Genomic DNA, 13,100 nt, shown 5'->3' on the forward strand with positions numbered 1-13,100 from the left:
CCACGCGACGGTCCTCGGATGAGCGATCGCGCGACCGACTTTTCGCTTCGCGGGGAGCCACTGGCCGTCGATTCATGGCCACCACGCAACCCGATCAACAGTTCGCCCGTCCGGCGCCCCCACAGCGCTCGTCGGACATCGACCATCTACGCCGATTGGCCGAATGGCCGTGACGGACAGATGCGCCTGCAAGGGCGCGCGCGCGACTTGATTACGGGTAGGGCAAGGGACGTTACGCAGGTTGCCGCGGAACATGCCGTCGAGGCATGGCTGGACGGGCGCGTAATCCAGGCTGTGACCGCGGATCCACCGCGCGCCGTTCTGGACGCGCTGGTCGGCGCTCGGGGCGGGGGGCACCTTCGCAGCGAATTGCTGTCAGTGCTGTACGAGGAGCATGCTGCGGGGGCGCCCCTTTACCTCGTGCTCGACGATGTTGCCGGCGTTTCGCTGATCGCGGGATGGGCCTGGAGCCAGTGGAGCGACATTGCCGCGCGGCTTGCGCAGGATGCGCATCGTGACGAGCGGCTGCCGCAGATGGAAGGGGTGTGTATCGGCTTTCGGCCGGGGTCGAGAGCGCTGCAGGTGGAACCGGGCCTCGATGCGCCGACGATCCTGCCGCCGCTGGTGCTGCCCGAGGACCCGACGGGATGGCACCGTTTTCCCGTGATCGACGGCGCCAATCTGCGGCGCGCGCGCCGGATTGACGTGTGGCGCGAGGGTGGCGCGATCCATATCGACGCGACCTTCCAAGACAGTGCCGCTCGTCCTGATGGGATGCGGGCCGGCTTGCACGAATATCGCCTCGTCGGGACTGCGGACGAGCGCGGCCAGCGGCTGACAGCGTTGGAGGCGCTGCCGCAGATTCTGCCGTATCGCGAATGTGCGGGCGCGATCCAGAATGTCTTTTCGCTCGTCGGAACGCCGATGGCCGATCTGCGGGCCTCGGTGCTTGAGCGGTTACCCCGGACCTTGGGCTGCACGCACTTGAATGACGCGTTGCGCGCGCTTGCCGAAGTTCCGCGGCTCGTTTCCCTGCTGCCGACGCAAACAAGATAGAGGGTTCAATGCAGTTCCAATGCATCGCGCTTGAGCAACATGGCCCGTTGGGCGTCGTGCGCCTCAACCAGCCGGATACGCTCAACGCTCTGTCTGAACGGATGGCGGATGAACTGGCCGCGGCGATCGAGCATGTCGAGCAAACTTCGCGCGCGATGATCCTGACCGGTGCAGGGCGGGCATTCTGTTCCGGGGCCAATCTCGCCATCGATCCTGCCCAGCTGGACTCGCTTGATTTCGGCCTGATGCTCGAAACGCAAGTGAACCCGTTGATGCAACGGTTGCGAGAACTGCCGATCCCTTGGATCAGTGCGGTGCGCGGCGCGGCTGCTGGCGTGGGCTGTTCCCTGGCGCTCGCGGCTGACCTCATCGTGGCCAGCGAGAGCGCCTATTTTTTGCTGGCGTTTTCGAGGATTGGTCTGGTGCCGGACGGCGGCGCTTCGCATCTGCTGGCACGGACCGTCGGTCGTCCCCGCGCGATGGAGATGGCCTTGCTGGCGGAACGCATCTCGGCAGCGCAGGCGTTGACTTGGGGCATGGTCAACCGCGTGGTTCCCGATGATGTGCTTGACGCCACAGCGATCGAGTTGGCCGAGCGGCTGGCCACGGGTCCGACCAGCCTTTGCCAGACGCGCAGGATGATCTGGGATGCGGTCGATTACGACTGGAAGCGGATGTTGGCTGACGAACGACGTGAGCAGAGCATCGCCGGTGCCAGCGCTGATGCCGCGGAGGGCATCGCCGCCTTCGCCGGCAAGCGACAGGCGGAATTCCGCGGCGCGTAAATGTCTGCGCTGCGCCTCGAGAACCACGATCTTTCGCCCGGATCTGCGGTCGAATTGGAGAGACACATGAACGAGATGAGCCGGGTAACCGCGATTTCAACCTATGCGGTCGCGGACGGGATTGCGATCCTTACCATCGATTCCCCGCCCGTAAATGCGCTTGGCCACGCGGTTCGCGTCGCGCTCGAGGCCGGCTTGCGGCGCGCCGTGGCGGACGCCGATGCCCATGGGATCGTCATCCACTGTGCCGGCAGAACCTTTTTTGCGGGAGCCGATATTAGCGAATTCGGCAAGCCGTTGCAGCAGCCTGACCTCAATGCCGTGTTCGACCTGATCGAAGCGTCAACAAAGCCGGTTGTCGCGGCGATTCACGGCACTGCGCTGGGCGGTGGCATGGAGTTGGCGCTGGCATGCCACTATCGGGTTGCGACATCATCGGCGAAACTCGGGCTGCCGGAAGTCTCGCTCGGCCTGCTACCCGGCGCAGGCGGCACACAACGTGTGCCGCGCCTCGTCGGGATCGAAAAGGCGCTGACGCTGATCGTCGGTGGCCGCCCGATAGGAGCGACGAAGGCGCTGGCCGATGGCCTGATCGATCGCATTGTCGAAGGTGACTTGTTGCCGGGCGCGATCCTGTACGCTCAGCAGCTGATTGCGCGTGGCGAGCCGTTGCGGCGCGTGCGTGACCTGGCGGTCGATCTTGACGCGACGGCGACACGCGAAGCGCTGGAGCGTTTTCGCGCGACGCACAAGCGTGACTTGCAGGGTTTCAAGGCCCCAGGCCTCATCCTGCAGGCGATCGAGGCGGCTGCGACCTTGACCTTTGACGAAGGTCTGGCGCGCGAATGGGCGCTGTTCGAGGAACTCGTCGATTCGCAGGAGTCAATTGCTCAGCGTCACCTCTTCTTCGCCGAACGCACCGCCGGCAAGATCCCCATCGAACGTGGTGTACAACCGCTGACGGTCGAGCGCGTCGCCGTAATCGGCGCCGGGACGATGGGCACGGGTATCGCCATGGTGTTCCTCAATGCCGGTTATCCCGTTTTCCTGGTTGATAAGGCTGGCGATGCCGCCGAGCGCGGCGCCGCCCGGATCCACAAGACGTTTGGCGATCTGGCGGACAAGGGCCGCATATCGCCGGAGGAAGGCATGCGCCGCGTCGGGCTGCTGCGCATCGGTTCGAGCCTGGAAGACGCCGTTTCCGGTGCCGACCTGGTTGTCGAAGCCATTTTCGAATCGATGGCGCTGAAGCAGGCGATCTTCAAGGAAATCGACGCCGTGGCGAAGGCTGGCGCAATTCTGGCGAGCAACACCTCATTCCTTGACCTTGACGAGATCGCTGCGGTCACGGCGCGGCCCGACCAAGTCATCGGACTGCATTTCTTCGCTCCCGCCAATATCATGCGCCTGCTGGAAGTCGTGCGCGGCGCCAGGACGTCCGATGCCGTGATCGCGACCGGCATGTCGCTGGGCCGGCGGTTGGGCAAGGTCGCCGTGCTGTCTGGCGTATGCGACGGCTTCATCGCCAATCGCGTGATGAAGCCGCGTATGGAGGCCGCCGAGGCGCTGGTGCTTGAAGGACCGACGCCCAGCGAGATTGATCGTGCCATGAACCGCTATGGGTTCGCGATGGGTCCGTTTCAGATGTTCGATCTGGTCGGATTGGATGTCATCGGGTGGGATCGCGACAACAGCGCTGGGCGTACCGTGCAGGAAGTGCTATGCGAGATGGGGCGGTGGGGCCAGAAGAAGAATGGCGGCTATTATGATTATGACGAACAACGCCGCGCCGCACCATCACCCGTCGCCGAACAGGTGATCCGCGAGTTCGCCGCCCGGGCAAACGTGCCGCAACAGGCTTTCGATGACGCGCAGATCGTCGAGCGCCTGTTATATCCGGTCGTCAACGAGGGGGCGAAGGTTGTCGAGGAGGGGATCGCACTACGTGCGTCGGACGTCGATATTGCCCTAGCCACCGGTTACGGCTGGCCGGTCTGGACCGGCGGGCCGATGTGCTGGGCCGACCGGATCGGCTTGCCCCGCATCGTCGATTCCCTCGACGCGATGATCGGACCTGACTCGGTTTCGCCATTGCTGCGCAGGCTCGCGGCCGAGGGCGGCCGGCTGACCTCATAGAACAATTTCCCGGAGTATCTGACATGTCGGAGGCATATATCGTGGCCGCGGCCCGCACGGCTGGCGGCCGGCGTAACGGCAAGCTGGCAGGCTGGCATCCTGCCGACCTGGCGGGCACCCTGCTGGATGCGCTGGTGGCGCGTGCCGCGATCGACCCTACTGCGGTCGATGACGTCATCATGGGCTGCGTCGGGCAGGCGGGCGAGCAAAGCATGCACATCGGGCGCAACGCCGTGATGGCGTCGAACCTTCCGGACAGTGTCCCGGCGGTGACAATCGATCGTCAATGCGGTTCGTCGCAGCAATCGCTTCACTTCGCGGCGCAGGCGGTGATGAGCGGGACGCAAGATGTCGTGATTGCGGCGGGCGTCGAGAGCATGTCACGCGTGCCGATGGGAAGCGCTACCTATCTGGCGGACAAGGCGGGCGTCGGTACTGGTCCTTGGTCGCAGCGGATCAAGGACCGCTATGGGATCGAGGCGTTCAGCCAATTCGAAGGTGCGGAGGCGATCGCGCGCAAATACGGACTTTCACGCGAAGATCTTGATCGGTTCGCGCTCGAGAGCCACCGCCGCGCCGCGGCGGCAACCCGCAAGGGCGCCTTTTCGGCTGAGATCGTGCCGGTGTTGGTCGATGATGGCGCGGGCGGGCAGATACCTCACATTGCGGACGAGGGCATCCGCTATGATGCGACGATGGAGACGCTGGCGGGCGTCAAGCTGCTGAGCGAAAGCGGCAGCATCACAGCAGCCAGCGCCAGCCAGATCTGCGACGGGGCATCGGGGGTGATTGTGGTAAGCGAGCACGCATTGAAAACGCATGGGCTGACGCCGCTCGCCAGGATCCACAATCTGACCGTTACCGCCGGCGATCCCGTCATCATGCTGGAAGAGCCCATCCCCGCCACAAAGCGGGCGCTGGAGCGAGCGGGGATGAGCGTCGCCGACATAGACCTATTCGAGGTGAATGAAGCCTTTGCCCCGATCCCGCTTGCCTGGCTCCAGACACTGGGCGCGGACCACGCCCGGCTGAACGTCAATGGTGGTGCCATTGCACTAGGCCATCCGCTGGGCGCATCAGGAACCAAGTTGATGACAACGCTGGTACACGCGCTCAGGGCGCGCGGTATGCGTTATGGGCTGCAGACGATGTGCGAGGGGGGCGGCATCGCGAATGTGACCATCGTTGAGGCACTTTGACAACCCCCATGCGGTCGTCCGGATCATCAACCGCACTTCACGCTCAGCTGTGAGGCACTAGCATGAATTTCGATTTGACTGCGGAGCAAGGTCAGCTGCGCGAGACGCTCAGGGCATTCCTCGCGGCGCGGAACGACATCGCGGTTCGCAACGCGGTAAGCCACAGTGAGCTGGGCTGGCGCGACGACTTGTGGACGGCCTTTGCCGAAGAGCTAGGGATCCTTGGCGCCCCGCTACCGGAATCGGCCGGTGGACTTGGCGGCGGCAGCATTGATGTCATGACGATCATGGAGGAACTGGGCGCAAACCTGACTAACGAGCCCTACCTCGAGACAGTCGTGATCGCCGGTGGACTCCTGGCCCGAGCAGGCAATCGCGATGTGGATATCGCACGGATCGTGTCGGGCCGCGCGCGCTTCGCTGTTGCCTGGGCCGACACTGCCAATGGCATCAGGCTGTCAGATGTGACTACGAGCGCTACGGCATCGGGTGACCGCTGGATCCTCGACGGCTCAAAATCGGTCGTAATGGCCGCGCCATGGGCGACCGATCTGATCGTTGCCGCGCGCACGTCCGGCAGGGTTGGCGATCGCGGCGGCATCTCGGCGTTCCTGGTCGATCCGCATACGCCGGGCGTTACGCTTCGGCCCTATTACACGTTGGACGGCCGGCGTGCTGCCGACATTCACTTCGAGTCTGTTTTGATCGAGAGAACAGCGCTGATCGGCGACCTCGACGGCGGGCTTGCAGACATGGAAGTCATTCTGGATCATGCGATTGCGGCATCCGGGGCGGAGGCGATCGGCGTGATGTCGCGGCTGTTAAAGGACACGATCGATTACGTTCAACAGCGACGCCAGTTTGGTCAGGCAATTTCGCAATTCCAAGTGGTGCAGCATCGCATTGTCGATATGCACATGAAGCTGGAGCTTGCGAAGTCGGCCGTCTATCGCGCGACATTGAGCCTTGATGCGGACCCAAACGATCGTGCCATCGCGGCATCGTCGGCCAAAGTGGCGATCGCGCGCGCATTAGTTTTTATCGGCCAAAATGCGGTGCAGCTGCACGGCGGCATGGGAATGTCCGACGAACTCGCTATTGGTCATTATTTCAAGCGGGCGATTATGCTAGCTTGTGAATTTGGCGATGCTGATCAGCACCTGTCCCGACTAGCGGAACTTTCAGCCTATAACTAATCGTCTAAGTATATACCGACCGTGGCCATGTTCAAGCTTGACACCATGTCCGGTGGATGCGATTGACCGATGATCACGGATCATGAAGAGACAAGGTTATGCCGAGAGCAGCGGCGATCGCGCCTTCGGGCGCCACGGCTGGCGAAAAAAAAATGAATTCTCGGCAAGTGTTGCTTAATTCGGCTTGTGCGCTGATGACCGAGCGGAGCACCATCGATATCTCGTTGAGCGAGATTGCGAAGCATTCGGGTTTGAACTCCGCGCTGATAAAATACTACTTCGGCGATAAGCAGGGCATGCTGCTTGCTCTGGTCGAGGACATCCTTGCGCAAAGCATGGTGCGGCTTGACCAACTCGTCGATATGAAGATGAGCGCTGCTGACAAAATCCGCCTTCACGTGCAGGCGATCATCACCATTTATTTTCGCTATCCGTTCATCAATCGCCTGTTCCATTATTTGTTCGCCGATCCCGAATCTGGCAAGGTCGTCGCGACAAGGATTTCGAAGCCTCTGGCACGCACACAGCGGATCCTGCTGGAAGAAGGTATCGCGACCGGCGAGTTCAAGGCGATCGACCCAATGATGTTCTTTTTCATCATCTTGGGTGCATGCGACCATATTTTCATGGGTCAGCACATCATGCGCATCGCATTCGATGTCGACAAAATCGACGATGATATCCGGCGTCTGTATACCAAGACATTGCTGGAGCTCATCCTTAACGGCCTGCTGCGCAAGGAAAACGGCTGAAGCCGCGGGGGCGCCGACGTCTCGACGTGTCAGCTTCGTGGGGTGGCATTGACCAGCCCGTGTGCCATGTCGCGGCAGGACCGTCAGCCGCCACTGCCATTCGCGTGAGCTAGGCTTCCGCGCCAACCTTCTTGGTCAAAGGAACGGCAGATGTTGAATCGTTGCGTTCGAGTAACCTCGAGTCCTGACGGCCCTGTGCTCGTCCATGGTAGTTGCACGGTAATTGATCCGGGACCCGGCGAAATTAGGGTGCGCAATCAAGCTTCGTCGCTCAACTTCGCTGACCTGATGATGATGACGGGCCAGCTCGATCCGGACGACGAGGGCCGTATCCCTCTAGCCGATGGGGCGGGCATCGTCGATGCGGTCGGCTCCGATGTCAGCGATTGGGCCGTTGGCGACTGCGTGATGGCGCGCTTCTTCCCTGCTTGGGATGGCGGCCCACATACACCAGCGCGGTGGGTCACCCGGCCCGGACTCAACGTGGATGGACATGCTCGCGTTTTTGAAACGCATCCGGCGTCCTGGTTTGCCCGTCCCCCGGCGGGGTATAGCGCCGCAGAAGCGGCAACCCTGGGCTGTGCTGGGCTAACCGCATGGCGCGCGCTATTTGTTGAAACCCATATTAAGCCAGGCGACTGGGTGCTGACGCAAGGGAGCGGCGGCGTCTCGATCTTTGCATTGCAGTTTGCAGTTGCATGCGGCGCCCGGGTGATTGCGACGTCATCTTCAAACAGCAAGGCGCAAATGTTGCGCGACTTGGGCGCGACGCATGTCTTAAATTATAACGCTCAGCCGGATTGGGGCGCGATTGCCTATTCACTTGCCGACGGTCGCGGATGTGACGCCGTAATAGACGTTGCCGGCGGTACCGAGCTGGCGCAATCTTTTGCCGCAGTGCGCGAAGCTGGCTTCATTGGCCAGATTGGTATCCTGGGTGGATGGAGCGGGGAACTCTCGACTGTGCCCCTAATGCAGAAAAACGCACGGCTCCAGGGTCTTCAGGTCGGCAGTCTCGATCATATCAAGGATATGGTCGCCGGGATCGAGGCAACCGGCATCCGCCCCCTGATCGCTGCTCGATACCCGCTCGATCAGTTGAGTGAGGCGATCACGCGCATGCTTCGCAGGGACTATGTGGGGAAGATCGTAATCGAAATCTAATGGCCTCGTCTGTGCGGGTCTGACGCGCTGTAAGGCATTCACGCCTGGCGACCACACTGCACTTGACGGCCTTATTTAATCGACTAATAACGTTCCTAAGCTCGTTATAGAGTCGATTAAGGGGAGGTCAGAAAATTGCCGCATTTTCGTGAAGCGCTTTTGAGCTCGACATTGCTAGGCGGTGCATTGGCTGTGGGCGTAGCAGGCGCGCTCGCCGCTCCGACCGCAGCGGCAGCGCAAACCCGTACGGAGACGGCTGCTCCGTCGACGCCGGTGTCTGCTGACGACATCATCGTTACCGCTCGCAAGCGCAACGAGCAGAGCATCGACGTGCCGATCACCATCCGAGCGGTCGGGTCAGAAGAGCTGGCACGACGCAACATTGTCGATCTGCGCGACGTCGCTGCCAGCACGCCCAACCTCAATGTATCGCCCAATGCCGGCTCGTTTGGCGGCAGCGTGGCGCTGCGCGGGGTCGGTTCGGGCGCTTCAGGTAGCTCGGTCGTCGATCAGGCCGTTGCGCTGGTGATTGATGGGGTGACCGCCACGAACGGCGGCGCGTTTCGCTTCGCGCAGTTCGACTTGCAGCAGATCGAAATTCTCAATGGACCGCAGTCGTTGTACTACGGCAAGAATTCGACCGCCGGCCTAATTTCGATCACCTCCGCCGAACCCACCGATACGCTTCGCGCGATGGCTCGCATCGGCTACGAGTTTGAAGGCGACCGGTTGCTGACCGAAGGGTTTATCTCTGGTCCGTTGACGGACACGCTGTCGGCACGCCTGGCACTCTACCGCACGCATAGCCAAGGTTATTTCGTTAACACGTTGCCGCCGGGGACGGTCCACCCGACCTACGGTGTTCTGCGTGGTCCCGAATATATGCGCGTTCCGTACGGCACGGATCTCGCTGGCCGCCTCTCGCTGAAGTTCGAGCCGAATGAGCGGCTGACGATCCGGTTCAAGGGTACGGCCGGGCAGCAGACCGGCAGCCCAGCAGGCTTCGAATCTCAACTTTTTTACTGCCCCCGCGGCACGCCCCAATCACGTGGCACCGTTGCCGGCGTCGGCGACTGTGTGTTGGACAAGCGTGTCGTTCCCTACGCTAACCCGTTAACTGCATCCGCTGGCCTTGCTCAATTGGGCGACGGCACGCCACGGTTGAAGCTCAATCAATATCTGGCGTCGCTCGCCGTCGATTATGACTTGTCCGGCGGACTGACTTTGAATTCCGTGACCGGGCTTTACAAGTTCCGCCACCGCGAAGTCACCAACGCAGGTTACACGACCGCCGGGATCGTCAGCAATTACACCGAGATGGACAAGGTCGATTATTCGCAGGAGGTTCGCCTCTCCAGCGATTTCGATACCCCGCTTAACTTCATGGTGGGTGGATTCATCAGCACGGGCAGCTTTGATGCCTTTGCACCTGCCACTTTGGACATCGCTGGCAACGGCGCGCCGCCGCCCAGCAACAACGGCCGATGGAGCGTGGATACCGATGTATGGTCGGTCTTTGGTCAGCTGACCTGGCAGATTGCCGATCAGTTCGAGCTGAGCGGTGGTGCGCGCTACACGAACGAACGGAAGTCGGCGACACTGACCTCGAGTCTCACTGGCCCGATCACGCTTTCGCGGCCGTCGCGCACGTTCAAGTCCGTAAGCCCGGAGGCGACGTTCTCGTACAAGCCCAACGCCGATACGAACATCTATGTCAGCTATCGTACGGGCATCAAATCAGGCAACTTCAATGTGGGCTCGTTCATCAGCCAGCCTACGACGCAGGATTACACTTTCGGTGACGAGAAGGCGCGTGGCTTCGAGGGTGGCATCAAGGCCAGGCTCGCCCCAGGTTTGCGCACTGATTTGAACCTGTACAGCTACAAGTATACCGATTTGCAGGTTGCATCGTTCGATCCTCTGACGGGCATTACGCGGTTGCAGAATGCCGCTAGCTCGACGGTCAAGGGTGTTGCGCTGACCGTCAACTACGCTCCGCCCGCGGTGCCGGGCTTGTCGTTCATGGGCGCGGTGAACTACAATGAAGCGCGCTATTCCAATTATGTCGGCCCGTGTTACACTGGCCAGACCGTTGCTCAGGGGTGCAATCGCACGCTTAATGCCGCTGGCACGGCTTATCTGCAACAGGACTATGCTGGCAAACCTCTCGTCAAAGCGCCGGATTGGACCGGCAGCTTCCAAGTGGCATATGACCAGAATGTCGGATCCGGGCTGAAAATTGGTGTGTCCGGCGGCGGCAACTACTCAAGCAGCTATTATCCGATCGCCGAGCAGCCGATCCAGTCGCTTCAACGCGCCTATTGGCTCTTCGACGCCAATCTGCGCATTGGTGCGCAGAACGAGCGCTGGGAGCTGGCGCTGGTAGGCCGCAACCTGACCGACAAGCTCCGTATTCAGCAGGCGGTCGGCGCAACGCTGACGCCGATTGTCGCTGCCAACACGGGCAGCCTGACATTACCGGGGAACATGTCGGATTTCGCGGGCTTCTCCAATCGTCCGCGCACGATAGAATTACGTCTGACGGTCAAATATTAATCGCACTGGGTGATGACAGATGCGCCGTTCGATATGCGCGGCGCATCTCCCGCTGGCTTTGGATCAGCATGCGAATTATTGCCGACCTGATCTTGCGGGAGCGTGGTTGAGCACAACCGATCGAGGTGATTATGGCCGAAGTGCTCTCGATGTGCCGGGTCTGCACTGCCATTTGCGGCATGGTCGTGTCATTGGACGACGAAGGGCAGGTGACAGCCGTCCGGGGTGACCGCGATCATCCAGCGAGCCGCGGTTATAATTGCTCCATCGGTCTTCAAGCGCCCGCACTGATGAACGACCCCGAACGTCTCCTTCATCCGATGAAGCGGATGGCGGACGGCGGCTTCCAGCCGATAGATCTGGACACCGCGCTGGGCGAGATCGCTGACAGGCTCCGCGCGATCGTCGAGGAGTCCGGTCCGGACAGCGTCGGTCTGTTCAAGGGGACGCAAACCTACCAGAACGCAACTGCATCGCAGATGCTTGTCGATTGGATGGCGGCGCTAGGTTCGCAAAATTATTTCACGACGCTGACGATCGACCAGTCGTGTCATGCCGTGACGAAGGCGCGAATGGGTGCCTGGAACGCGGGCAAGCATCGGTTAGAAGATTCAGACGTTGCGCTGCTGATCGGGACCAATCCCCTGGTCTCGAAAGGCGGGTACAGTTTGTTGGACTATGATCCTTCGCGCCGCCTCAAAGCGGCCCGACAGCGTGGTCTCAAGCTGATCGTGATCGATCCTAGACGGACCGAAACCGCCGCCCAGGCTGACCTATTCCTGCAGCCGGTCCCGGGGCAGGACCCCCTTATCCTGGCGGGGCTGATCCGAGTGATCTTGACCCATGGGTGGGAGGATCGTCCATTCTGCGTTGACTATGTGGACGGCCTTGACGCGTTGCGGGCCGCCGTCGATCCATTTGATGAACATCGGGTGGCCACGCAGGCCGGTATCAGCGCGGCCGACCTTGTGAGCGCCGCCCGAATGTTCGCCCATGATGCCAACCGAGGCATCGCGATCATTGGCACTGGTGGTTCGATGGCGCCCCGATCAAATCTCGCCGACCATCTAGTTGAAACGCTCAACGGTTTGTGCGGCCGGTTGCTTCGCGAGGGCGAAGCGGTGCTCAGCCCGGGCGTGCTTTCACCGATGCGCCGCTTTACGGCCGATGTGATTCCAGGTGACCGCGGCTGGGAGAATGGCCCGAAAAGCAGCACGGGTCATGGCGCAATCTTTGGCCAGCGGATGAGCGGCATCCTTGCCGACGAGATGCTGCTGCACGGTCCAGGCCGTATTCGCGCGCTGATCGTCAACGGCGGCAACCCGGCGGTGGCTTTGCCCGACCAGGCGAAGGCTGTCGCGGGTCTGAAGGCGTTGGACCTGTTGGTTGCGGTCGATCCCTATATGACCGCGACGACGATGCTGTGCGATTACATCATCCCGCCGAAGATGGTCTATGAGCGCACCGATATCGCGCGCCCACCGCACATGGAACTCGCGTTGAGCGGTTCGCAGTTTAACCAATATATCCCAGCCGTCGCATCCGCGCCGCCGGGGTCTCAGGTCATTGATGACTGGCATTTCTATTGGGCGCTTGCGAAGCGCCTGGGCCTTCGGCTCGTCTATGCTGGTGCCGAGCTCGATCTCGATCAGCCACCGCCATCGACGGACGACCTGCTCGACATTCAGTTTCGCGATTCACGTGTCCCGCTCGACACGCTGCGGCAGTTTCCGCGCGGACACGTCTTTGACGAGCACGACTTCGTCGTCGAAGCTCGCGAAACGACGCACCGGTTCGCGATCGCGCCGCCTGATATCGTCGAGGAGCTTGCAGAGGTTGCAGACTTGATCGAAACATCCGTGACGGATGTTGCCTATCCATATCTGCTGATCGTTCGGCGCGTTCGAACGACCTATAACAGCGTGGGGCGGACGTTGCCTGAAACACGCAAGCGCGACGCCCAAAATCCGCTTTACGTGCATCCTGACGATCTGGCGGATCTGGGCATTGAGCGCGGCGGCCGGATCGCGCTAACCAGTGCGACCGGCAGCATCGGCGTGATCGTCGCGGCCGACCCCAGTTTGCGGCGCGGAAGCGTCGCCATGACGCACTGCCGCGGACTGCTGCCCGACGACGACTACAGCCAGCATGGCGTATCGACGAGTCAGCTGGTCAGCACTACGACTAACGTTGAAGCAATAAATGCGATGCCTGCGATGACGGCGATACCGGTCCGCATCGATCCCTGCTGACGCA

General features: G+C 61.5%; 9 protein-coding genes. All 9 read left to right on the plus strand.

Going from position 1 to position 13,100, the window contains the following annotated elements; translation table 11 throughout:
- Positions 1 to 18 precede the first annotated feature (18 nt).
- Complete coding sequence (locus NUH86_RS24150) at positions 19 to 1,056, plus strand: DUF2889 domain-containing protein (protein ID WP_267253276.1); 1,038 nt, start codon at positions 19 to 21, stop codon at positions 1,054 to 1,056.
- An 8-nt stretch (positions 1,057 to 1,064) separates the two neighbouring features.
- Positions 1,065 to 1,841 (plus strand): enoyl-CoA hydratase-related protein, encoded by a 777-nt coding sequence (locus NUH86_RS24155; RefSeq protein WP_267253277.1) that lies wholly within the window; start codon positions 1,065 to 1,067, stop codon positions 1,839 to 1,841.
- Between the two features lie 66 nt (positions 1,842 to 1,907).
- Entirely contained in the window at positions 1,908 to 3,977 is a 2,070-nt protein-coding gene (locus NUH86_RS24160; protein WP_323749053.1) for a 3-hydroxyacyl-CoA dehydrogenase NAD-binding domain-containing protein, read from the plus strand.
- A gap of 23 nt (positions 3,978 to 4,000) precedes the next feature.
- Positions 4,001 to 5,176, plus strand: coding sequence for an acetyl-CoA C-acetyltransferase (locus NUH86_RS24165; RefSeq protein WP_267253278.1), 1,176 nt, complete (start codon positions 4,001 to 4,003; stop codon positions 5,174 to 5,176).
- Between the two features lie 62 nt (positions 5,177 to 5,238).
- Positions 5,239 to 6,372: an acyl-CoA dehydrogenase family protein gene (locus tag NUH86_RS24170; protein WP_267253279.1), complete on the plus strand. Its 1,134-nt coding sequence runs from the start codon at positions 5,239 to 5,241 to the stop codon at positions 6,370 to 6,372.
- A gap of 98 nt (positions 6,373 to 6,470) precedes the next feature.
- Positions 6,471 to 7,124 (plus strand): TetR family transcriptional regulator, encoded by a 654-nt coding sequence (locus tag NUH86_RS24175; RefSeq protein WP_267253280.1) that lies wholly within the window; start codon positions 6,471 to 6,473, stop codon positions 7,122 to 7,124.
- Positions 7,125 to 7,274: 150 nt separating this feature from the next.
- Entirely contained in the window at positions 7,275 to 8,288 is a 1,014-nt protein-coding gene (locus NUH86_RS24180; RefSeq protein WP_416365407.1) for a zinc-dependent alcohol dehydrogenase family protein, read from the plus strand.
- A gap of 135 nt (positions 8,289 to 8,423) precedes the next feature.
- Entirely contained in the window at positions 8,424 to 10,844 is a 2,421-nt protein-coding gene (locus tag NUH86_RS24185) for a TonB-dependent receptor (RefSeq protein WP_267253281.1), read from the plus strand.
- 131 nt (positions 10,845 to 10,975) lie between these two features.
- Positions 10,976 to 13,096, plus strand: coding sequence for a molybdopterin-containing oxidoreductase family protein (locus NUH86_RS24190; protein WP_267253282.1), 2,121 nt, complete (start codon positions 10,976 to 10,978; stop codon positions 13,094 to 13,096).
- Positions 13,097 to 13,100: the final 4 nt, after the last annotated feature.

This window comes from Sphingobium sp. JS3065 (assembly GCF_026427355.1).
GTDB lineage: Bacteria > Pseudomonadota > Alphaproteobacteria > Sphingomonadales > Sphingomonadaceae > Sphingobium.

Bases quoted from the DNA above. Each gene is read 5' to 3' on its own strand.
- NUH86_RS24150 (WP_267253276.1), top strand. From the start codon at position 19: ATGAGCGATCGCGCGACCGACTTTTCGCTTCGCGGGGAGCCACTGGCC.
- NUH86_RS24155 (WP_267253277.1), top strand. From the start codon at position 1,065: ATGCAGTTCCAATGCATCGCGCTTGAGCAACATGGCCCGTTGGGCGTC.
- NUH86_RS24160 (WP_323749053.1), top strand. From the start codon at position 1,908: ATGAACGAGATGAGCCGGGTAACCGCGATTTCAACCTATGCGGTCGCG.
- NUH86_RS24165 (WP_267253278.1), top strand. From the start codon at position 4,001: ATGTCGGAGGCATATATCGTGGCCGCGGCCCGCACGGCTGGCGGCCGG.
- NUH86_RS24170 (WP_267253279.1), top strand. From the start codon at position 5,239: ATGAATTTCGATTTGACTGCGGAGCAAGGTCAGCTGCGCGAGACGCTC.
- NUH86_RS24175 (WP_267253280.1), top strand. From the start codon at position 6,471: ATGCCGAGAGCAGCGGCGATCGCGCCTTCGGGCGCCACGGCTGGCGAA.
- NUH86_RS24180 (WP_416365407.1), top strand. From the start codon at position 7,275: ATGTTGAATCGTTGCGTTCGAGTAACCTCGAGTCCTGACGGCCCTGTG.
- NUH86_RS24190 (WP_267253282.1), top strand. From the start codon at position 10,976: ATGGCCGAAGTGCTCTCGATGTGCCGGGTCTGCACTGCCATTTGCGGC.